Annotated in this window: 19 protein-coding genes; 13 read left to right on the top strand and 6 right to left on the bottom strand. The window is 43.7% G+C overall.

The window, feature by feature from the left end:
* Positions 1–32: 32 nt before the first annotated feature.
* Together SOO65_RS13950 and SOO65_RS13945 are read left to right on the top strand one after the other, a co-directional pair.
* Positions 33–1,643: an ABC-F family ATP-binding cassette domain-containing protein gene (locus SOO65_RS13950; protein WP_321391200.1), complete on the top strand. Its 1,611-nt coding sequence runs from the start codon at positions 33–35 to the stop codon at positions 1,641–1,643.
* Positions 1,643–1,990: a Crp/Fnr family transcriptional regulator gene (locus tag SOO65_RS13945; protein ID WP_321391197.1), complete on the top strand. Its 348-nt coding sequence runs from the start codon at positions 1,643–1,645 to the stop codon at positions 1,988–1,990. The genes SOO65_RS13950 and SOO65_RS13945 overlap by 1 nt, the downstream gene beginning before the upstream one ends.
* On the opposite strand, the gene SOO65_RS13940 is transcribed toward SOO65_RS13945, so the two are convergent.
* On the bottom strand, positions 1,987–2,346 hold the full coding sequence (locus SOO65_RS13940) for a hypothetical protein (RefSeq protein WP_321391194.1): 360 nt from the start codon (positions 2,344–2,346) through the stop codon (positions 1,987–1,989). The two genes, SOO65_RS13945 and SOO65_RS13940, sit on opposite strands and share 4 nt — an antisense overlap.
* Positions 2,347–2,588: 242 nt before the next feature.
* On the opposite strand from SOO65_RS13940, the gene rnc reads away from it, so the two are divergent.
* Genes rnc through SOO65_RS13925 form a run of 3 tightly spaced genes read left to right on the top strand, consistent with a single transcriptional unit; the run spans position 2,589 to position 6,173 of the window.
* On the top strand, positions 2,589–3,338 hold the full coding sequence (gene rnc / locus SOO65_RS13935) for a ribonuclease III (protein WP_321391192.1): 750 nt from the start codon (positions 2,589–2,591) through the stop codon (positions 3,336–3,338).
* A gap of 9 nt (positions 3,339–3,347) precedes the next feature.
* The gene (era, locus tag SOO65_RS13930) at positions 3,348–4,316 is read left to right on the top strand and encodes a GTPase Era (protein WP_321391189.1); all 969 of its coding nucleotides are present in this window, start codon (positions 3,348–3,350) and stop codon (positions 4,314–4,316) included.
* Positions 4,317–6,173 (top strand): ribosome biogenesis GTPase Der, encoded by a 1,857-nt coding sequence (locus SOO65_RS13925; RefSeq protein WP_321391187.1) that lies wholly within the window; start codon positions 4,317–4,319, stop codon positions 6,171–6,173.
* A 50-nt stretch (positions 6,174–6,223) separates the two neighbouring features.
* On the opposite strand, the gene SOO65_RS13920 is transcribed toward SOO65_RS13925, so the two are convergent.
* Both SOO65_RS13920 and SOO65_RS13915 read right to left on the bottom strand, forming a co-directional pair.
* The gene (locus SOO65_RS13920; protein ID WP_321391185.1) at positions 6,224–7,012 is read right to left on the bottom strand and encodes a hypothetical protein; all 789 of its coding nucleotides are present in this window, start codon (positions 7,010–7,012) and stop codon (positions 6,224–6,226) included.
* Between the two features lie 3 nt (positions 7,013–7,015).
* Positions 7,016–7,504, bottom strand: coding sequence for a hypothetical protein (locus tag SOO65_RS13915; RefSeq protein ID WP_321391181.1), 489 nt, complete (start codon positions 7,502–7,504; stop codon positions 7,016–7,018).
* A 91-nt stretch (positions 7,505–7,595) separates the two neighbouring features.
* Here SOO65_RS13915 and SOO65_RS13910 point away from each other — a divergent pair, with 91 nt between their 5' ends.
* From SOO65_RS13910 to SOO65_RS13900, 3 genes are all read left to right on the top strand, one after another.
* A complete protein-coding gene (locus tag SOO65_RS13910) occupies positions 7,596–8,261 on the top strand; it encodes a tetratricopeptide repeat protein (RefSeq protein ID WP_321391178.1) in 666 nt (221 codons plus the stop codon).
* Complete coding sequence (locus SOO65_RS13905) at positions 8,261–9,352, top strand: outer membrane protein assembly factor BamB family protein (protein WP_321391175.1); 1,092 nt, start codon at positions 8,261–8,263, stop codon at positions 9,350–9,352. Before SOO65_RS13910 ends, SOO65_RS13905 begins: the two co-directional genes overlap by 1 nt.
* Positions 9,353–9,451: 99 nt before the next feature.
* Positions 9,452–10,753 (top strand): DUF2817 domain-containing protein, encoded by a 1,302-nt coding sequence (locus SOO65_RS13900; RefSeq protein ID WP_321391172.1) that lies wholly within the window; start codon positions 9,452–9,454, stop codon positions 10,751–10,753.
* Here the strand turns inward: SOO65_RS13900 and SOO65_RS13895 are convergent.
* Positions 10,746–11,210 carry an EVE domain-containing protein gene (locus SOO65_RS13895; RefSeq protein WP_321391169.1) on the bottom strand — a complete coding sequence of 155 codons (465 nt, stop codon included), beginning with the start codon at positions 11,208–11,210 and terminating at the stop codon, positions 10,746–10,748. The two genes, SOO65_RS13900 and SOO65_RS13895, sit on opposite strands and share 8 nt — an antisense overlap.
* 78 nt (positions 11,211–11,288) lie before the next feature.
* On the opposite strand from SOO65_RS13895, the gene SOO65_RS13890 reads away from it, so the two are divergent.
* From SOO65_RS13890 to SOO65_RS13880, 3 genes are all read left to right on the top strand, one after another.
* On the top strand, positions 11,289–12,017 hold the full coding sequence (locus SOO65_RS13890) for a hypothetical protein (RefSeq protein WP_321391166.1): 729 nt from the start codon (positions 11,289–11,291) through the stop codon (positions 12,015–12,017).
* 5 nt (positions 12,018–12,022) lie between these two features.
* Positions 12,023–12,694: a hypothetical protein gene (locus tag SOO65_RS13885; RefSeq protein WP_321391163.1), complete on the top strand. Its 672-nt coding sequence runs from the start codon at positions 12,023–12,025 to the stop codon at positions 12,692–12,694.
* Positions 12,695–12,761: 67 nt separating this feature from the next.
* The gene (locus SOO65_RS13880; RefSeq protein ID WP_321391160.1) at positions 12,762–13,418 is read left to right on the top strand and encodes a hypothetical protein; all 657 of its coding nucleotides are present in this window, start codon (positions 12,762–12,764) and stop codon (positions 13,416–13,418) included.
* Here the strand turns inward: SOO65_RS13880 and SOO65_RS13875 are convergent.
* The gene (locus tag SOO65_RS13875; protein ID WP_321391157.1) at positions 13,411–14,220 is read right to left on the bottom strand and encodes a hypothetical protein; all 810 of its coding nucleotides are present in this window, start codon (positions 14,218–14,220) and stop codon (positions 13,411–13,413) included. The genes SOO65_RS13880 and SOO65_RS13875 overlap by 8 nt on opposite strands.
* 536 nt (positions 14,221–14,756) lie before the next feature.
* On the opposite strand from SOO65_RS13875, the gene SOO65_RS13870 reads away from it, so the two are divergent.
* Positions 14,757–16,598: a DUF8740 domain-containing protein gene (locus SOO65_RS13870; RefSeq protein WP_321391155.1), complete on the top strand. Its 1,842-nt coding sequence runs from the start codon at positions 14,757–14,759 to the stop codon at positions 16,596–16,598.
* Between the two features lie 128 nt (positions 16,599–16,726).
* Positions 16,727–19,975 (top strand): phage tail protein, encoded by a 3,249-nt coding sequence (locus SOO65_RS13865; RefSeq protein ID WP_321391152.1) that lies wholly within the window; start codon positions 16,727–16,729, stop codon positions 19,973–19,975.
* 62 nt (positions 19,976–20,037) lie between these two features.
* Here the strand turns inward: SOO65_RS13865 and SOO65_RS13860 are convergent, their stop codons facing one another.
* Positions 20,038–20,523: an acyl-CoA thioesterase gene (locus SOO65_RS13860; RefSeq protein ID WP_321391149.1), complete on the bottom strand. Its 486-nt coding sequence runs from the start codon at positions 20,521–20,523 to the stop codon at positions 20,038–20,040.
* Between the last annotated feature and the right edge of the window lie 6 nt (positions 20,524–20,529).

Raw genomic sequence — 20,529 nt, 5'->3', positions numbered from 1 at the left:
AAAACGCTACTCTTGGGCCTTCGGAGGAATTCATGATTACTGTTTCTGGTTTAACCAAAAATTATGGTGGGCAAGTCCTATATACAAATGGCTCTTTTTTCATCGGTCCAGGTGAAAAAGTCGGTCTAGTGGGACCAAACGGTGCCGGTAAAACTTCTTTGTTTCGACTAATCGTCGGAGAAGAACGTCCAGATGCAGGAACAATCGATTACGCGAAAAGTTTACGAGTTTGTTATTTCTCGCAAAACGTTGGCGAGCTTAAAGGTCGCAGCGCTCTTGAAGAAGTAATTCACGGAAACGTTCGTCTTGGATTCCTAAAAACTGAAATCTCAAAAATTGAAAAAGCATTGGAAGACGGGGAGTACTCGGATGAGATGCTGGAAAAATTAGGTGACTATCAAACTGAGTTTGAAAAACTTGGTGGTTACGATATCGAGTATCAAGCAGCAGAAGTTCTGACTGGTCTTGGTATCATGCCTGATGAGCAGCAGCGCCCGGTAGAATCATTCTCAGGTGGTTGGAAAATGCGTATCGCTTTGGCGAAAGTTCTTGCTCAACGTCCGGAATTTATCCTGATGGATGAGCCTACCAACTACCTTGATGTTGAGTCGATTGTTTGGCTTGAATCATGGTTAAAGAACTTCAAAGGTGCCGTATTCATGACAAGTCACGATCGTGAATTCATGAATGGTCTGGTGAAGAAAATCGTAGAGGTAAACCATAAGACAATCACGGTTTATTCTGGAAACTACGATTACTATGAGAAAGAAAGAAATATTCGTCGCGAGCAATTGATCGCCAGTTCTGAGCGCCAAGAGGCGATGCTTAAGAAAGAAGAAGAATTCATCGCGAAGTTTGCGGCCCGTGCTTCTCACGCAGCCCAGGTTCAATCTCGTGTTAAAAAATTAGATAAAATCGAACGTATTGAAGTGATGCCGGAAGACGAAGCGATTAACTTCGAATTCCCGAAGCCGCCACGTTCAGGTAACGATGTGGTGAAAATGGAAAACCTTGCGAAGACTTGGGTAACACCTGAGGGCAAGGAGAAGAAAGTATTCTCTGGAGTTACAGGACTCGTGAAGCGTCTGGACCGCGTAGCGGTTGTGGGTGTGAACGGTGCTGGTAAATCAACTCTTTTAAAAATTATCAATGGCATGACTGAGGCGACTGAAGGTCAAGCTACTGTCGGTGCCAACGTTCATGTGGGTTATTTTTCTCAGTACTCGATGGATGTCTTAAATCCTCAGAACACTGTCTTTGATGAAGTTAGATACCGCGTGAAGGATAAATCAGACGGATATATGCGAAACCTTCTGGCCGCATTCCTTTTCAGAGGGGATGACGTTGATAAGAAAGTTTCGGTACTCTCGGGTGGTGAGAAATCCCGTTTGATTCTTGCCTGTATCCTTACTAACCCTTGTAACCTTCTTATCCTGGATGAGCCTACCAACCACTTGGACATTCGTTCACGTGAAGTATTAGTAGAAGCTCTTAAAAACTACGAAGGTACGATCATGATCGTATCCCACGACCGTCACTTCTTAAAACAAGTAACGACGACAGTGGCCGAAGTCGATAAGGGTGGAGTGCGTTTCTATCCTGGAACTTATTCTGAATATCTACAAGCGGTGGGTGACCACTAATGGCCAAGGAGCTCTTCTTAGTTGCCAACCAAATCCTGCTTCGAGAGGGTGAACACTCAAACAGCATGTATTGGCTGCAAAAAGGTCAACTGATTGTGACCAAGCAGCGTGGAAAAGAAGAGATTGTTTTAGGTCATATTTATAGTGGTGAACTGGTGGGAGAGATTTCTTTCCTGGATCATGAGGCCCGAAGTGCTACTGTGAAGGCAGTGACTCCTTGTGAATTAATTGAAATACCCCAGGAGACCATCGACGGTATCTTCAAATCACATCCAAAATGGTTAGAGATTTTAGTAAAGACATTGGCCGAACGTCTCCGCAAGGCCAATGCTCGAATCAAGATCTAAGGTAGTTTAATCGAGAAGCTAGATTTCTTGTTGTAGATCGTGAGTTTTGAACCACGATAGTACTCATCATGAAGTTTATGCTTTTTCAGAGAGAAAACCGCCTGATGACGAATAATTCCCTGACAGTAATCTTCACCATCTTCGATTTCTTCTTTTAATTCCGCCGCACATTGAACGGGGTAGGTCTCAAGACACATTTCATCCATTTTGAGTGAGAAGTAATGTTTCTTACAACCACCACTGTAGGCCACGTCGATTAAGAGATTCTTCTGATCCGAATCCAATCTGGCCGAAAGAATATTTGCGGCTTCAGCACCAAAAACAATAAACAAGAAAAAGAGAGCGAAGTACTTCATAAACCTCCTCATAAATTTAGAACCAGTTATTTAATGAGGAGGAGAGACTTTGGGAATAAGGTAAGGGCCGTAACTGTTGAAATTCAGGCTAATTAAGGCCAGGTTCCGGGTTGCGTTATTGTAAAATTTTGCATAGTATCCCATGGTTATTGCGAAAGCAGCTCAAAACCATTAGAAATGCTTCACATTAATTAATTTGCTCACTCCTCCGTGGGAGCGAGATAGACGACCTTAGGTGATCTATGTCACGGCCTCGCTTACATCAACTTCTGAACGAGCTCTACACTTCGAAAGAAGCAACGCTCATCCATCAGGTTCTTCTTCACGAAGATTTTCAGATTTTCATGACCAAGCATTCCTTGAAGATGCCGCTGAAGGAATTGTCTCAGGCCTTTACTCATACTTCATTTTCTCATGAGTTCAATGTTCCTCATCAGGAGCAGATGGAATTTTTGGGAGATGCGGTTCTTCAGTTAATTCTAACTGATGAGTTGTACCGTCGTTTTCCAGAGGAAAAAGAAGGAAGGCTTTCGAAATTAAGAAGTGCCATGGTGAATGAAAAAGTTCTCGCCAATATCGCAAGCGGTTTAGGTTTGAATGAACTCATCATCGTTGGGAAGGGTGAATACAAGAAAGGTCTGTATGAACAGGCGACTGTTCTGGCCGATACTTTTGAAGCGCTTCTTGCTCAGGTTTACCGTCACCACGGTCTGGAGTTCGCAAAGACTCTTTACCTTGGCTGGTTAAATCAATTTGTACCAACTGCTTTTGATGCCGGTTTCCTGGATGATTTTGATGCTAAATCAAAACTTCAAGAGAAGAGCCTGGCACTTTATAAAAAGCTACCTCGTTACACCGCTGAACAAAAAGGTGACGAGTTTGAAATCACTTTGTGGATCAATGATGAAGTGACGGCCCGTGGAGTATTTAGCTCCAAGAAAATCGGTGAAAGAGAACTCGCTAGCGTTGTATTAAAGAAAGGAAATATTTAAGGAGATAATATGCTATTTGAAAACCAACACCCGCATAACAAAGCGATTATGATCGCCGTACTTGGAAAACCAAACGTTGGAAAAAGTTCCTTCATTAACCATCTCCTTGGTTTTGATCTTACAATCGTAAGCTCTAAGCCTCAAACAACTCGTAACCAGTTCCACTGTGCTTTCACAATTGACCGCACAGAAGTGGTAATGGTGGACACTCCGGGTGTTCACTCAACTTCTCAAGAACTTAACCGTCGTATGAATGGTCAGGCCCAAATGGGTTCTGAAGGTGTCGACATTAACTTCGTGCTGGTTGACCTAACAACAAACATCCTTGGCGAGTTCAAAGACTTCCTTAAAAATTTCGAAGCACCACTTTCTAGAACCTGGATCATCTTCACAAAAGCTGATCTGGTTAAAAAAGAAGAGCTTAACCTGGGTGAGACTCTGGTTAAGATGCAGGAACTTTGTCCATCAATTGAAAAGCATTTCATTATCTCTTCAAAAGACGGCCACAATATTCACGAGCTAACTGGTGCCATCCAGGACGCAGCTCCAAGTGCTATGCACCTTTATCCAGGTGGAGACGCTTCGAACATGAACGAGCGTTTCTTCGCCACTGAATACATCCGTGAGCAGGCCTTCCGTCTTCTTAAAGAAGAGCTTCCTTATGAGATCGCAGTTGTAATTGATGAATATAAAGACGTACGTAAGAAAGACGAGGACGCTGCTCCTGAAGCTCATATTTCAGCTTCAATCCTTGTGAACCGTCCTTCTCAGCGTGCGATTGTGGTTGGCCGTGGTGGTTCAATCATTAAAGAAATTGGCATGAATGCCAGAAAGAAAATTGAAGCGATGACTGGCGGTAAGGTTCACCTTAACCTTCACGTAAAAGTATCGCCGAAATGGATGACAAATAACTACGTGCTGGATGAGATCGGTCTTCCTAGAACGCAGAAATCTGCCCGCGTGTGGAGGAAAAAATAAATGAGCACTAGATCAATGGTGGTCTCCATCATCGGGAGACCTAACGTCGGGAAGAGTACCATCTTCAACCGACTGATGAAAAAACAACACCTCGCCATGACTCACGACCAGCCAGGTGTGACTCGTGACCGTCACTACGGCATCATGACTCTGGAAGAGGCAATTGATGGTGAAGCTTATAAAGAAGAAGTGATCCTGGTTGATACCGGTGGTTTCTATCCGGACAAAATCGAAATTGATCCTAAGAAAAAGAACAATATCGATCCATTCTTCAATATCATGGCCGATCACGCGAAACTTGCAATTGATGAATCGGACCTGGTTCTTTTCGTGGTGGACGTTCGTGAAGGACTGCTTCCATTTGATAAAGGCATCTGCGATTACATTAAATCAACTCGTAAGCCTTTCTGGCTTATCATGAATAAGTTCGACACTGAGAAACAGGAAGGGGATCAGTATGATTTCTATAACCTGGGTCTGGATGAAGAAAACATGATGAGAGTGTCAGCGGAACACAATCGTGGTTTCTATGACATCCGTGAAAGACTTGTTAAAAAGGCCCTGAGCTTCCGTGAAAAAGAAGTTCTTAGTGTTGCTAGCGATTATCTTCAGCCAGGTGTGAAGCCTCGTAATGACGTAGTTTCTTCTGTGGCAATCATCGGAGCTCCGAACGCTGGTAAATCAACACTTCTAAACTGTCTTGTGGGTGCTCAAAGAGCGCTGGTTTCTGAAATCGCAGGAACAACAGTTGATCCAATCGAAGGTTATATTGATCTATACTTCGGTCCAGATGTTGAAATGCTCTCTACAAGAGACAATCCTTTCCGTAAGGACAACACTGAGATCTTTGATGAGCTTAAGCGCTTCCAGGAATCAGGTGATGTGGATCTTAACATCTCTGAGGACGAAGAAGATCTTTCTGAAGAAGAGAAGAAAATCTATGTTGAATTTGGTCAGACTGTAGAATCAACTTTTGAAGACGATGCTTCGGATGAAGAAGTGGCGGCCTCAGGAGACTTCAGTTTCGATGAATCGAATACAGGAACGGATTATTATACGGAAGCTGAAATCGTTAATGAGATTGAAAAGAACTGGAACAATCCTGAAGAGGAAGTTGAAAATCTTGAGCACGCTAAAGAAGTAAATCGTTGGCGCTCAATTAAGATCGTAGACACGGCCGGTATTCGTAAATCGAAACTGGTTGAAGGTTTCATTGAAACTCAATCGGTATACCGCTCGCTTCGTTCGATCACAGAATCTGACGTGGTGTTGTTCATGATTGACTCTACTCTTGGTATTACTCACCAGGACAGACGTCTGATCGATATCGCCCTTGAAAAAGGGAAGTCGTTGATCGTGTGTCTGAACAAGATCGATCTGTTAAAAGAGACTTTTGCTAACGAGAAGAAAAAGAAAGAGTGGATGCAGAACCTTAAGGACGATGTACCTTGGCTTGGTTTCTGTCAGCTTGTGACGATTTCTGCTCAGAAAAACCGTAACATCAATTACCTTCGTGAGGCCCTTAAGCGCACGATCGTGATCCGTAACCGTAAGATCCCAACTGGTGCTCTTAACCGTTGTTTCTTAAGCCTTACTGAGAAGAATCCGGTGATCGTGAGAAAAACAAATGGAGTTCGTTTTAAGGTGAAGTACGCTTCAATGCTTAAATCATCTCCTCCAACGTTCCTTCTTTTCTCAAACAAGTCTCAAGGTATTCCTGAGAACTACCGCCGTTATTTGATTAATGGTCTGAGAAATGAATTCGATCTGACGAATACGCCGGTGCATCTGATTTTCAGAACATCGACTGATATCGAAAGACGAATGAAGAAGATTGAAAAGAAAAATGCCAGATAGAATGAGGTGAACTTGATATCACAAATTGTGATGTCAAGTTCCTTTGTTTATTACCAAGTGAAGTTATAAGTGAAAATCAAGCTCATCACGTTTCCGGTGAGGTCATCAAATCCATAAGTACTGTCCGGATTTCCTGGAACCTGAGCATAGTCTTGAGTGAATTTATCGTAGAAGTTCACGACGTGATACAGGGCCTCAACGCTGATATAAGATTTTTTGAGCTCAATCGGAAACTCAAGTCCCATACCAATACCCGTACCGATACCGCCGCCCTTATCGTTAGGCAGAGAAGGCTGGTCCAGAAACTTTGTCGTTTGATACCAATATTCTAAGCGGCCAATGAAGTGAGGATTTGAGTAGGTAATGGCCGTACCAAGGTCAGTCGTGTCGATGTAGTACTTATAACCAACAAAAACTCGAGTCATGTCCTGAGTAACCGCACCAAGGGGACCGTTGTCCTGGAATGAATTCACTTCCGTATCAAGAACCATAGTATGCTTTGAGTATTCAACACCCAAAATGATGGCGTTCTGGAAATCCAAAAAGTAGTTTACTGATAAGTGGAAAGTAGGGTTGTTGTCTTCGAAGGCCTTACCGCGGTTTCCAGTGAAGGTCGTGAAACCACCACCAACGTTCACAGAAAAGAATCTTCCGTAACGGTAGAAGCGCTCATCTTCGAGCACCTGAGCACTTTCTAGGTCTTCGTTAAAGTCAGAGAAAATATCACTGCCAACGGTAATATCATCCTCAACTTCCTGAAGCACCTGATCAGTCGATTGACCCCAGGCAAGGAAAGGAAGGAGAACGAATAAAAGAATGAAGGAACTTTTTATCAACATATTTTATAGATAGAAGTGAACGGCCGCTTTCACGAACTGATCACCTAATGTTTCAAAACTTGTTCCGCCTTTAGGATCTGCATCTCGCACCGATAGACCAAATTCAAAAGAAAAGCCGATACTCTCAAGGCCCGTCAGGTGAAATTCTGTTCCAAGGGTACCGTCGATCTGGTAGCCAGTTTTGGTTTTTTCTTTCTCGTCCAAGTAATTTTCAGTGGCAAATAGTCCGGCCATATAAAAATTGAGCTGTGGCTCGTCAAAAATGATGCGGTAGAACTTAACTCCGGCCCCGTAGAGAGTCTCATCTTGATCAGATTTGAACCCAAGGATTCCGCCAATGGCGAAAGTTTTACTCTGCTGAATCTTCAAAGAGATCGCAGGAACATCATTGGCCAATTGGTTAGATGCACCAATACCGAGACGTCCACGCATGTCTGCTGAGAACGCAAGAGTAGGGAACACGAAGAGAAGGACAAAAAATAATTTCATCATTCTTTAAGTCTAGGTAATCTTTTGATCTTTGACAACGAGTGAGGAGGAGTTTTAAACTTCTTAGGTATTTTAGCATTAAAAGGACCAAGAAATGAGCGACGCGACTCAGACCCAGACACTTGAACAGACTCTTAATAAGACCGATTTAGGGCACACGCTCTATGAGAACAGAAAGTTATTTTTCGGCCTGGTCATTGCGATCCTGGTTGGAGTTAGTGGCTTCCTTGCTTGGAAAAAGTCTCATCACCACTCAGCTCTTGAAAACTCAGTAAAGGTTTTCGAGTTCCAAAACGGTGTTTGGGCAGATGTTAAGGCCAACAAAACTGGCGTTCCTGAACTGGTTAAAGCTTTTGAAGGTCTGGACGAAGAAATTCGTACTGCCCCTGTGATGCTTCCAGTGGTGCTTGAAATGAGCAAATATCTTTATGAAAAAGGTAACTACGCTGAGGCGGAATCAATCCTTTCTAAGAGTGGTACATCTGGTAACCCGGTAGCTAGCTTCTTCCTAAGCATGCAAAGATCTGTGGTTCTTGAAAAACTAGGAAAACTTGATGAAGCAATCGCAGTTCTTGAACCTCTGGCACAAGCTAAAGAGGCCATGATGCCTGCAAAGGTTTCTCTTGAACTTGGTCGTCTTTACCTGGCAAAAGGTGAGAAGGCAAAAGCTCAAACTCAGTTCGACTACGTCATCAATACTTTCCCGAATGATGAGCAAGCAAAACTTGCTAAGCTTTATCTTTCTCAATTAGCTCAATAATGAAATATCTTGCTTTACTAATTCTTCTGGCGGCATGTGGTTCTTTCAAACCACATGCACCTGAGAAACAAACTCGTGTCTTTAATGTCAGTTGGTCCAAGAATCTAGATTCTGAATATGTTTCCGGCAACCTCGCCATCGGTTTGGGTGCTCCTCGTATCTTCAATGACATTGTCTATATGGGAAGCCTTGATGGTGTGATGACGGCCTATGATCTTGAATCAGGTCGAGTGCTTTGGCAGCATAATGAGAAGACTCCACTTGGCGGGCCAGTTGAATTTTTTAAAGATCACGTTGCCTATGGTGGCTTGTCTGGACGTTTGTTCGTTCGTCACTACCTAACGGGCCAGCTTAAGTACGCCATTGATTTAGGGGCACCAGTTGAGAGTGCGCCTCTTTACTTCAATGACCGTATGATCGTTTATCTTCGTGGCCACCAGATTGTTCATATGGACGCTGAGACCGGGAAGATCCTATGGGTTTATAAGCGTGCCGTTCCGGTTACAACAACTCTTCAAAGAACTACTAAGCCACTCGTTCTTGGTAATAAAATCATCGTAGGATTTGCTGATGGCTTCGTAGGGGCACTTTCACTAGAGGAAGGTCTTCTTCTTTGGGAAACGAAACTGGTTGAACAATCAAAATTCATCGACGTTGACCTTAACCCGCTTCTAGTTGGCGGTGTGGTAGTGACTGGTTCACCATCTGGTGAGTTAAAAGCAGTTAACCCAGACAGTGGCGCATTGTTCAGAAGCTATGGCGTTAGTGTTGCGGCCCATCCATTACTTAAGGGTGAACAACTTGTTCTCGGGACAAATGATGGTGAAGTGATTCTTATGAGCGTGGGTGGAGAAATTCTGAAGCGCGTGAAAGTTTCTAAGCAACCAGTGAGTGCTGTAGGTTGGTGGAAAGATACCATTATTGCTGCGAGTTTCGACGGATATCTCCGTGCCATTGATCCATTAACGCTGAAAATCGTTGATGAGTTTGCGATGGGCTATGATTACTCTGCGGTGTTTTCTGATCTGGTCATCAATGAAGAGTACATGGCGATTTACTCATCGAGAAATCGTCTCTATCTTTTTCATTAATTTCTCTTCATCTAAAATAATATAACTTCTGCTTCTTGCCTTTGCTTTTCAATCACTTCAGGGTTTACCATGGAGAGATTGAAAACAAAGGATTTCACGATGAAATTACATTTTGCTTTTTCGCTTCTCGCTCTCTCAGCGTCTGCTATGGCAAATATCAAGATTCAGGAAGAACTCTATGTCCCAGGGAAAAATCCTGCAATCGTTAAAGAGTTAGTCGACACCGGTTCAGTCATCATTGATCACGTAACATCAGAAGGTTTTGAACTTTATGGTTCTAAGGGACTCTCTCGTTACCTTGATCAGAAAAACATTGTTCATTTGGATATGAAAGAGATGAACGATAAAGTTCTCGCTGATTACCCAACTTCTGCTCAGATTGGACAGAAGCTTCAAGCGGCAGCGGCCAAGTATCCACAAATTATGCGTCTGTTTAGTATCGGAAAATCAGTCAGAGGGAAGGACCTTTGGGTGATGAAAATTTCTGATAATCCAGCGATGGATGAAGTTGAACCTGAGTTCAAGTACATCTCGTCTATGCACGGAGATGAAATCACAGGGCGTGAGCTTACGGTTGCTTTGATCGAAGAGATTGGCCAAAAGTATGGCCGTGATCCGGAGATCACAAATCTTGTGAATAACACTGAGATCTTCATCATGCCTTCGATGAATCCAGATGGCAGTGACATGAAACAACGTGCGAACGCCAACTACGTTGATCTCAATCGTAACTTCCCGGATATGACTCGCGATACGCAGAGTTCACCGAATGGCCGTCAGGTTGAAAACCAGGCCGTGATGGCGTTCCAGGCCTCTCGTCAGTTTTCTCTTTCAGCGAACTTTCACGGTGGAACAATCGTTGCGAACTACCCTTGGGACTCAAAATACGATCTTCACCCTCTGAACGATTTAGTAAAAGAACTTTCAGTTGAATACGCAGAACTAAATCCAGAGATGAGAAACTCAGATGAGTTTCCTCAAGGTGTAACAAACGGAGCCGCTTGGTACATTGTTCGCGGTGGTATGCAGGACTGGAGTTATGTATGGCATAACGACCTGCAAATCACAGTAGAACTTTCTCACCAGAAGTGGCCTTCTTACTCAGAGATTCCAAACTTCTATCGCAATAACCGTGATTCGATGGTTTATTTCATGAAACAGATCCACAGAGGTGCTGGTTTCAGAATTAATCGTCCGAATGTAGAAGGTGTGGTGAATATTCGTAGTGCGAATCGTGACCTAGGAAACTTTGCTTTCAAAGGTTCTGAGTTCTATAAAGTCATGCCAGATGGTGACTACACATTCACAGTGCAAGAAAAGAACGCGACTCCAAAGATTCTTAATCTAAGAGTTCAGCGTGATATGATCCGTCCAAACGGAAACTACGTTCAGCTTAACTAAGACCTAATTTCTTGATGTAATCAAATTCTTCGCGGGTAACTGGCAAAATTGAAAGCCGGTTACCTCGTTGAAGAAGCCTCATCTCTTCCAATTTTTTGTGCTTCTTCAGTTCTTCCAGCGACACGTGATGATCCAAATCCATTTCATAGGTCACATCAACCAGAAACCAACGCGGGTTATCTTGGGTCGATTTCGAATCATAATACTCGGATTTTGGGTCAAATTGAGTTGAATCAGGGTAGGGTTTTGAACCAACTTTGGCGATTCCATAGACGCCCGGAACTTCACAACTTGAGTGATAGAAAAGAATGTGATCACCAACTTGCATTTCATCTCTCATGAAATTGCGAGCTTGGTAGTTTCTGACTCCATTCCAGGGTTCAGTTTTCTTTGGACGTTTTTTTAGATCATCAAAAGAGAAGACATCAGGTTCAGATTTCATTAGCCAGTAGTTCATATAAACATATTGGACAAAAAATGACGGTTAATCAAGTTCCTCGTGGGATTGTCGAATAGTGTTCTTGCGAGGTGGACTATGAAAAACATGATTCTTGGTCTTTTAGTTGTCGGTTCTGTCGGTTGCTCTCACATGAAAGAGGCCCCTAAAACGGTGGAATTCACTTATGCGGCGGAACTTCTTCAGAAAGTTCAACTGGGAGTAGCAAGAGCTCCAGCTTCGCTAGAATTAGAAACTGAAGAACAGCCATCTCCTCGCCGAGTTTATTTTAGTGCTCTTTATCAGCAGTATCTGACTTTAGGTCAGCATTTGAATAAGAAGTCGGACATCCAGTTTTGTCCGGCCTTCCATCACGACAAGATTCAGACGGACTCTACAATTGTTCCGAAAGTAACAATTTATCCGGCCTCTCAGATCGATGAAGAGGGGAAGGAATTCTTTCCTGAACTGGCCTTTAATAAGAAGTTTTCTCTTCGTGATTACCACGGTGTGATCAAGGGAGAGTTAGAAACTCTTTGTGAAGAGGGTGTTTCAGATAATTATTTTAAGTTTGATAATCTCGTGACTCATTACGCCGGGAAAAAGTCATTTCATACAAAACCTGAAGCGATGAAGTCCGTGCTGAAAATCCCGGTTTTCGCCAATTTTTATCTGGTGAAAATGTTAGAGATTCCTGGTCTTCACCTTGAGTCTCCAGAGGAGAAGCGCTTCATCAAACTTACTCAAACTTACTGGTTTGAAAAGTATGTGACAGAGGCCAGCCGCATGAGAAATAATTTTATTAAGAATAAGATGGTACAGAGGTAGTTAATATGAAACTTGTCGTTCTTTCATTGGCCGTATTGGCATTTGCTTGTGGAAAGTATGAGGGTGAAGTTCCTGGGAGTTCTCTAGGTCAGTCTCGCGCTTTTCAACCACTGGTTGCCGATACAACTTTGCAAAGTAACATCACAAGTATCTGTAATGCTCTGGCACAGAAGAGCAGCATCTTAAATTCTGCGGTTAATTCTGTTCATAATTTTGAGGCCTCTCAAACTAATTGTGACGGCACGATGTTGTTCACCGGTGCTGTGAAAACCACCATTCAAAATCTTGGAAGTGAATACCAATTTAGAAAAGAAGATGGGACTGCATTTATTTTCCAAAATGTTGAAACCAATACTTCTGGAGTCATGGCCCCTTTCTGTTCTAATCTTTCAAACCTTCAGACTCAAACTGTAAATAGTGATAATACCGTGACTTCAATCACGACATCGGGAATTAGCAGCGCCGACTGTTCTCCTATTAGTGGTGAAATTTGTGTATTGATTGAAAACGGACCTCTTTCCGGTTCTTCATTCACAGTTACCACTCAGGAATGGGTGCGTTTTCGTGTGAGCAATTCAACCGGACAGAAAATCGGATTTTTCACCCAAAGAAAGAAAGTTTCACGTTCTTTCTGTGGAACCAACCAATCCATCGAGTACCGAGCTCTCCTGAAATAATCTTGTTGCCGACCCTTTTTAAAAAAAGGGACAATTTAAATACATTTTAAATTGTATGGAGGCAATTATGATGAAGTTCATCCTTGTGGCCCTTTTTGTTGTCGCTGGTTGTGTTAGCGAAAGTGATAAACAGGTTGTAGGTAAAGAGGTAAGAAGCCTTGATCCTATTTCAGTCGATGATCCAATGATTCTTTCTCGTATCAATGCGATTTGTGGTGCTCTTCTTTATAAGGAAGGCATTCTCAATATTCTGACTTCAAATCAATATACATTTGCTTATTCTCAGAAAGATTGCGGAAAATCTGCCGGCATTCCTAAAAACGTAACAGTTTCAATTCAAGACACTGGTTCAAGCTATGTTTTTAAATCGGTGAACGGTGATGCCTTTGGATTTAGTAACGTTGAAACTTCGACTTCGGGACTTATGAAAGAAATTTGTCAGAGCAGAACAGCTCTTACAAACCCAATGCAAACTGCTTCAGGTGCAATTTGGTTCAGTACAACTCCTGCTAAAGATGATTGTGAAAGTTCAAGTGATGGATACTGTGTTCAGGTTGAGCGTGGTTCACAATACGACGGCAACTCTTACGTGATTCATACAAAAGAATGGATGAAAGTTCAGATTACTGGTTCTAACCGCGGCTTCTTCACTGACCGTAAAGTTGTCTCTACTGCCAACTGTGCTGATGGCCAGTCGATGGAAAGAAGAGCGATTCTTAAATAACACAGCCCTGGTGCATTTTCACCACCACGGTTTTCTTTGAGTCTTCATCCCAAACAGATTTACAAAACTCGACCCCGAAAACTTTCGGGGCGAGTTTTTTCTCGTCCTTAGGACAAGTCACATTTTCTTTTTTGTCTTCCCATTCAGTTAATCGGGCCATGTCGAGACCTTCGATTTTCCAATCGCCGTTTTCTGAAACTTTTAGTGGATAGAAAAATCCGTCTTCTTCTCTTAGCACATACATTTCTTTATTTTTCAGGAAGAGTGGTTGTTCACCGAGTGGAAGATAGTAAGTCTTTGCACCTTCTGGATAATAAACCGTCACAGGTTGCGGCATCAGGAGTTCATCGGTTGGAACTTCAATTTGAGTTTGATCTCTCCAGACCACTGCCTTCTCTTTAGTAAGAGATTTTACAAAAGCGATGCCTCGTAAAACTTTTTGATTTGGGTCTTTTGGGTTGTGATCTTTGCAAGGAGAGTTAAATAGGAGAGGTTTAAAACCTTGTTGAGATTTTTGATAAGTGTAGAACTCCACCGGGATTCCATACTTTCCGCGGAATAGCTCAACAAACTGCGGTTTCTTGGCCGCTTCAACCTTATCTTCTTTAAGCTTATCAATTAGTTCTTTCCAGCGACTAAGCTGCAACCCCATCACCTGATCGCATTCCGAATTTTCCAGACAGCCCTTAAACTGATGATCGAAATCCTCGACACTTTGAGGGTTTGGAATCACCTGGATTTGCCGAGGAGCCTCTGCAAACACAGAAAGTGATAGAAAAAACAGTAAATAAGATACATGCATGAGTGACTCACCGTTTTCAATTGAACTTTTTTATTATAAGCTCAACCGAATTGTTAATTTAGGAGGATTTCATGAAAAAGTTAAAAAAGTCGCGCCCAGCGAAGAAAGCGTCTAAGAATAAGAAGAGCGGACTAAAGCTTAAGCGTCTTGCTCGTAAGAAGAAGCTTCTTAAGAATCATCAGAAATAAGAATTTCCATTCTTAGTTTTCGATAAAAGGCCCTCTAATAGAGGGCCTTTTTATTTTGCGCTAAGTAAAGTCATTAGAATCATGTTTCGTGTCAAATCACTGACAAAGAAAAATACTAGATATAGTAATTTATGTTTGACGGGTTGTTGATTTGACAGGTTTAATAGATTTATTAACTCCTTATTTTATAAAGAGCTTTAATTTCCTGCACACACACACAAAGCCTCCGAATGGAGGCTTTTTTATTTCCCAACTTCCAAACATTTAACCAAACAGCCTTTATTTATTATTGATTCCCCGGGTCAGTCATCATTCCAGGTTTAAAATGAACCGAATACAGAGGCATACATGGCACACAAGAAACTGATCTGTCTCCTTGCTGGCTGTCTGTCCTTTTCTGCAACCGCGGAAACTCTCAGCTATTCAGGTCGTTTGGTGAACGCTGATGGTTCGCCGGTAGCGGGCCCGGTTACACTCTTCTTTGAATTGGCCTACACTAACTCCACAAGTTCAATTAAGTGTGATGATACGGTTTCGGGAGTCTCACTCACCAATGGTGTATTTCATGTTTCGTTGGATTTTGATTGTTCTGTTCGCTCGGGAAAAACTTTTGAAGAAGTGTTGTATGAAATTCCATCCGGTGATTCACTTGCGATAAGAGTGACAAATGGGAGTAAGGTCTATTCCTTTCAATCTATTCACTCGGTTCCGTCGGCCAAGTTTGCTCATAATCTTTCAAAGCTAAATGCAAATAATAATGAAGTTCTCACATGGACCGGTTCTAAGTGGGAACCAAAACCAATTGTTGGTGCAACTGGTGGGACAGTCACTGACATTTCGGCCGGATCGGGTTTGTCAGGTGGAACAATCACAAATTCCGGAACAATTTCGATTGATACAGCAGGAGTGACAAACACTCATCTCGCAAACGGCATTCTTAGAGCGAAACTTGCGAGTGGAACTCCAAATTACGTCATTATGAATGATGGATCAGGTGCTCTCACTGAAGTGGCCCAGCTTCCTCTGTCGAGTGGTGGTACGGGTTCTAACACTGCGGCCGGGGCAAGAACAAATCTAGGTCTGGGATCCAGTGCGACGGCCAATATTGGAGTAGGTGCAGGAACTGTGCTCTCAGGTGATGTACCTAACTGTTTACCATCTCAAAAACTTCATATGAACTTAGGGCCAATGAATTGGTCTTGTGAAGATGCAGTTGAAAATGGCTCGATAGTTGATGCTGATGTGGCGAGCGGGGCCGCCATTGCTCAATCGAAGATTGCAAATTTAACAACTGATCTGGCGAATAAACAGAATGCTATTCCGGTGGGAACATCGGATCAGTATTTTAGAGGTGATCACTCTCTGCAACCACTGGATGCAGCGGTGAGGGGAACAACTTTAACAGGATTGGATACGACTGCTGGAACAGTGACTTCGTCTGACTCCTTGTTGACCGCGATTGGAAAACTTGTTGGTAATGTTGCAAATTTCCTTTTGAAGTCCGGTGGAACCATGACCGGTGCGATCAATATGGGCAACAACAAGATTACTAATCTTGGAACTCCGACTGCCACAACTGATGCCGCCACAAAATCTTATGTCGATGGGAAGTGGGTCACGAGTGGTAGCAATATCTATAGTGGCGTTTCAGGAAACGTCGGTATCGGAAATACTTCTCCAAGCTATAAACTTTCAGTCGCAGGAACTATTGAATCAAGTAGTGGTGGATTCAGATTTCCAGATGGAACAACACAAACGACGGCCGCTGTGGGTGCATTCGTGGTGATTGATATGAACGGCTGGGCCTCGGCACCACCTGCCACTCCTAATACGGTTTCTACTGTTCACTCATATGGTGCTTATGGAAATGCTGCTCTAAAAAGTGCGATCTCAGGAAGTGTTACGTTTACTCCGCCAGCTTCAGGTCAATACTTAATCGAAGTTGATGTTACGATCACAGCAACTGGTGCGGGAAATGTTCAGCTTGGTTTCGGACCGGCCGGTGGTTTCTTAGGACATATGGCCCCAACTGTGAACGTTGCTAGTGGTTCAGTCACTCGCTACAAATCTGTTTTAGGAATCGCCGGAGGAAATGCGGCCGTAAGTTTTATGACTGGGCCAAATCATACCAATGGAAATATCAGCATCAATAATGCTGGAGGCACCATCAAATTTTACCGATTGGAATAATCGGACATCGTCTAAAATCTTGATTTTCCAGGCCGCCTTTGGAGCACCTTAATTTGTTAGGAATGCTTTAACTTTTCTCCCGTCTAGTGTCGATAAGTCTCCGTAACTTCACATGAAGGGACAGGGGAATGAAGTTTTCTTTGGTGGGACTACTAACAGTCATCAGCTTATTGTCAGCAGCGAATGCTGAATCGTTAAGTTATTCCGGAAGACTTGTGAACACTAACGGCTCGCCGATAGTGGGCCCGGTAAACCTACGCTTTGATCTCGCGAGCACGGCCGATACCTCAGTTGTTCTTTGTAACCAAGACATCAACAACGTTGCTCTCACAAATGGTGTGTTTCATGTGAAGCTGGATTTGGATTGTGGCACTCCAACGCTCTCACAGGTATTGGCCTCAATCACAACTCCAAGTTCACCTGCGATTAGAGTGACGAATTTAACTGCGAGCAAGGCCTATTCGTTTCAGGAACTCCATGCAGTTCCTTCGGCCCAAGTTGCTCATGGTCTTTCAAAATTAAATGCAAACAATAATGAAGTTCTGACTTGGACCGGATCAAAATGGGAGCCCAAACCGATCGTCGGTGCGACTGGAGGAACAGTCACAGATATCACCGCTGGTTCAGGGCTCTCAGGTGGAACAATCACAAATTCAGGAACCATCGCCATTAGCAATAGTGGTGTGACGGATTCACATCTTGCCGGAAATATTTCTCGTTCAAAACTCGCCAGTGGTACGCCTAACTATGTATTGGCAAACAATGGTTCAGGAGTCATGAGTGAGTTGGCGTTCCTTGGGCTCACTCAAGGTGGTACCGGTGCAAACAATGCGGCCGATGCCAGAACCAACTTAGGATTAAATGCTCTTTCAAGTCTCACACCAGGACTGGCTTGGAATCAAGCGCTGGTAAGTGATCTCACGCCTTGTATGGGCACAGATAAACTGACTCTCACGGCCGGGCCAACTGTCACGTTTGCTTGTGTTCCCGATGTCTCTGTTGATAACTCAAAACTTCCACTGGCCGGTGGAACGATGAGTGGCAATATTGATATGGGAACAAACAAGATCACTAATCTTGCTATGCCTTCGGCGATGACGGATGCTGCTACTAAAAACTATGTTGATACGGCCATTAGTGGGGCGAATTCTTGGACGGTCTCAGGTTCAAATATCTATAACAGCAACGCGGGTAATGTTGGAATTGGTGCTACCAATCCAGTTCAGAAACTTCATGTGAATGGTAAGGTGGTTGTGAAACCGGATTTCGGAACACCGAATTCTCCAACTGCAGATGCTGTTGCTTCATTTGATAGAGAAGTGGGTCCGGTTGCGATCAATCTTTTTACTTCAAATAGTAATACGGCCTCAGTTTATTTTGGTGATACGGCGACGATTTCTTCCGGGGCGATTAAGTATTATGTTCACTCCGGGGATCCTACGACCCAGCAGATGGATTTCTTTGTAAATAACATTAAAAATCTTTCGATTACGGGTTCTGGGAAAGTTGATGTTCAGACTTTACTTCGTTTGAAATCAGATAATACGAAATACATCACTCTTCGTGCTCCTGCCTCGCTTGCGAGTGATCTCTCAATGAGTTTACCGGGGACTTCTGGTTCGTCGGGACAAGCTCTTATTACAGATGGTTCAGGAAACTTATCATGGGCGACTGTGGCCACTGGTGCAAGTGCAGTTGGTGGAGATCTGTCGGGCACGATGTCGAGTGCGACCATTATTAACAGTGCGGTGACTTCAGCGAAAATTGCTGATGGTACTATTGTCGATGATGATATTGCGGCCGGTGCGGCGATTTCTCAGTCAAAAATTAGTGGGCTCGCGGCCTCATTTACGGCAAAAGAAAATTCAATCACTGCCGGAACGACCGCTCAGTATTGGAGAGGGGATAAAACCTGGCAGACTCTCAATACATCTGTAGTTCCTGAGGTCACAAATCTTTATTATACCGATGCCAGAGTAAGAGCAGCTCCATTAACTGGGCTTTCAACAACTGCTGGAGTTGTTTCTGCGACTGATACAGTTCTTCAAGCGATCGGCAAACTGACTGGGAATCAAACTGGTTTTGTGGCGAAGACCGGTGACACGATGAGTGGACCTCTTGCCATGGGTAACCAAAAGATCACGGGCCTTGGAACTCCAACTGCTGGCACAGATGCGGCCACAAAAACTTACGTCGATTCAAAGGCAACTCAATGGATCACTACGGGAAGTGACATCTATTACAATTTAGGTGACGTAGGTGTTGGAACTGCAACACCGGCCGCTGAACTTCATGTCGTTGATTCAACTGATAGTCAGGCCTACGTTCGGATTGATAGTGCTCGTTCGGTGAATGGAGCTTCAACTGCGGTGGTAGAAATGAATGCCACGGCATCTCCGGCACCGGCCAATAAAAAGAATTTCCAAATCATGAACGTTAATGGAACTACAGGTAACCAATTAACAGTCATGGCGACTAATGACGATTTATCTCAGAAAGGAAAGCGCGTGACCATCACTCATGACGGTGATGTGGCGATTGGTGCAACTGCTGCTCCCGCTGCAAAACTTGAAGTAGAGGGTGGTGTAAAAATCGGTAACGATTCGGGAACGTGTAATGCTTCAAAACAAGGAACTATGAGATTTGTGGGTGGTAACTTTGAAGGATGTGATGGAGTATCATGGGTCACCATGGGTTCTTCTACTCCTGCGGGACAAGTGGCAACATATGCCATGAGCACTTGCCCATCTGGCTGGATCAAGGCCAATGGAGCGGCGGTATCCAGAACGACTTATGCGGGCCTATTTGCGGCCGTTGGAACGACTTGGGGAGCTGGGGACGGATCTACAACCTTTAACCTTCCTGACCTTCGTGGTGAGTTTGTGAGAGGTTGGGACGATGGTCGAGGTGTGGATACTGGGCGAGCGATTGCGAGTGCGCAGGCCGACGATTATAAATCCCATAACCACACAGGCTCTTCTGCATCTGCAGGAGACCACGCTCACACAGGAACAACCAGCACTAACGGTAACCATACTCACGGCGCATGGACCTCAACCGATGGTCATCACGGACACTCCATCAATGCTCTCTTTCCATGGGACAGTAGTGTTCTTACAACTAACGATTGGTCAACTGATGCCATTCTAGGAACTGATAATGCTCCTGGAAATAATGGTTTTAGAAGTACAAACCAAGGGACTGACGGTGCTGGTAACCACTCTCACTCAGTTGGAATGAACGGGGCAGGAGATCACGCTCACACATTCACAACAAGTACTACAGGCGCTCACACTCACACAGTAACTGTGAATGCTTCGGGTGGAACTGAAACCCGTCCTCGAAACAAAGCACTACTTTACTGCATTAAATACTAACAATAAGATTTTGGAAGATTTGAAGACATCTGCTCCTCGTTACAGGAGCAGATGAGATTGAATTACTTGTTCTTCAAAGAGCTACGGATGTCTTTCTTCATTTGAACGCGTTTTTTAGCGTTATCAAAACGACGGTGATCATCATCGGTCTCTGGTTTTAGCTCGGGCACCACTATCGGGCGACCAAGATCATCCAGGGCAACGAAGGTCAAATACGCACGCGTAGTCGTGCGAGATTCGCCTGTGTAAGGGTTTTCAGAAGTGACCTTAACTCCCACAATCATCGACGTCTTACCAACGTAATTCAGTGAGGCCTGAATCAGAACGTGATAACCCATTTTAATCGGTGCGAGAAAATCAATATCATCAATATGGGCCGTCACAACCGGACGTCCACAATGGCGTGCGGCCACCATGGCGGCCGCAATATCGATCCAGCTCATCACGGTTCCCCCGAAAACGGTTCCGTGTGAGTTTGTTTGGTTTGGCATGACCATTTCGCGCATTTCAATCGCGGTTTCGGCGGGGGTCTTGGCTTGAGCTTTCATATTTTC

The sequence above is a fragment of the Peredibacter starrii genome (assembly GCF_034259205.1).
Lineage (GTDB): Bacteria > Bdellovibrionota > Bacteriovoracia > Bacteriovoracales > Bacteriovoracaceae > Peredibacter > Peredibacter starrii.
Note: the sequence above shows the minus strand (reverse complement) of the source record. Positions and strands in the feature narration are given on the sequence as shown.

Excerpts from the sequence above, each read along its gene's own strand:
- SOO65_RS13950 (WP_321391200.1), top strand. The coding sequence starts at position 33 with ATGATTACTGTTTCTGGTTTAACCAAAAATTATGGTGGGCAAGTCCTA.
- SOO65_RS13945 (WP_321391197.1), top strand. The coding sequence starts at position 1,643 with ATGGCCAAGGAGCTCTTCTTAGTTGCCAACCAAATCCTGCTTCGAGAG.
- SOO65_RS13940 (WP_321391194.1), bottom strand. The coding sequence starts at position 2,346 with ATGAAGTACTTCGCTCTCTTTTTCTTGTTTATTGTTTTTGGTGCTGAA.
- rnc (WP_321391192.1), top strand. The coding sequence starts at position 2,589 with ATGTCACGGCCTCGCTTACATCAACTTCTGAACGAGCTCTACACTTCG.
- era (WP_321391189.1), top strand. The coding sequence starts at position 3,348 with ATGCTATTTGAAAACCAACACCCGCATAACAAAGCGATTATGATCGCC.
- SOO65_RS13925 (WP_321391187.1), top strand. The coding sequence starts at position 4,317 with ATGAGCACTAGATCAATGGTGGTCTCCATCATCGGGAGACCTAACGTC.
- SOO65_RS13920 (WP_321391185.1), bottom strand. The coding sequence starts at position 7,012 with ATGTTGATAAAAAGTTCCTTCATTCTTTTATTCGTTCTCCTTCCTTTC.
- SOO65_RS13915 (WP_321391181.1), bottom strand. The coding sequence starts at position 7,504 with ATGATGAAATTATTTTTTGTCCTTCTCTTCGTGTTCCCTACTCTTGCG.
- SOO65_RS13910 (WP_321391178.1), top strand. The coding sequence starts at position 7,596 with ATGAGCGACGCGACTCAGACCCAGACACTTGAACAGACTCTTAATAAG.
- SOO65_RS13905 (WP_321391175.1), top strand. The coding sequence starts at position 8,261 with ATGAAATATCTTGCTTTACTAATTCTTCTGGCGGCATGTGGTTCTTTC.
- SOO65_RS13900 (WP_321391172.1), top strand. The coding sequence starts at position 9,452 with ATGAAATTACATTTTGCTTTTTCGCTTCTCGCTCTCTCAGCGTCTGCT.
- SOO65_RS13895 (WP_321391169.1), bottom strand. The coding sequence starts at position 11,210 with ATGAACTACTGGCTAATGAAATCTGAACCTGATGTCTTCTCTTTTGAT.
- SOO65_RS13890 (WP_321391166.1), top strand. The coding sequence starts at position 11,289 with ATGAAAAACATGATTCTTGGTCTTTTAGTTGTCGGTTCTGTCGGTTGC.
- SOO65_RS13885 (WP_321391163.1), top strand. The coding sequence starts at position 12,023 with ATGAAACTTGTCGTTCTTTCATTGGCCGTATTGGCATTTGCTTGTGGA.
- SOO65_RS13880 (WP_321391160.1), top strand. The coding sequence starts at position 12,762 with ATGATGAAGTTCATCCTTGTGGCCCTTTTTGTTGTCGCTGGTTGTGTT.
- SOO65_RS13875 (WP_321391157.1), bottom strand. The coding sequence starts at position 14,220 with ATGCATGTATCTTATTTACTGTTTTTTCTATCACTTTCTGTGTTTGCA.
- SOO65_RS13870 (WP_321391155.1), top strand. The coding sequence starts at position 14,757 with ATGGCACACAAGAAACTGATCTGTCTCCTTGCTGGCTGTCTGTCCTTT.
- SOO65_RS13865 (WP_321391152.1), top strand. The coding sequence starts at position 16,727 with ATGAAGTTTTCTTTGGTGGGACTACTAACAGTCATCAGCTTATTGTCA.
- SOO65_RS13860 (WP_321391149.1), bottom strand. The coding sequence starts at position 20,523 with ATGAAAGCTCAAGCCAAGACCCCCGCCGAAACCGCGATTGAAATGCGC.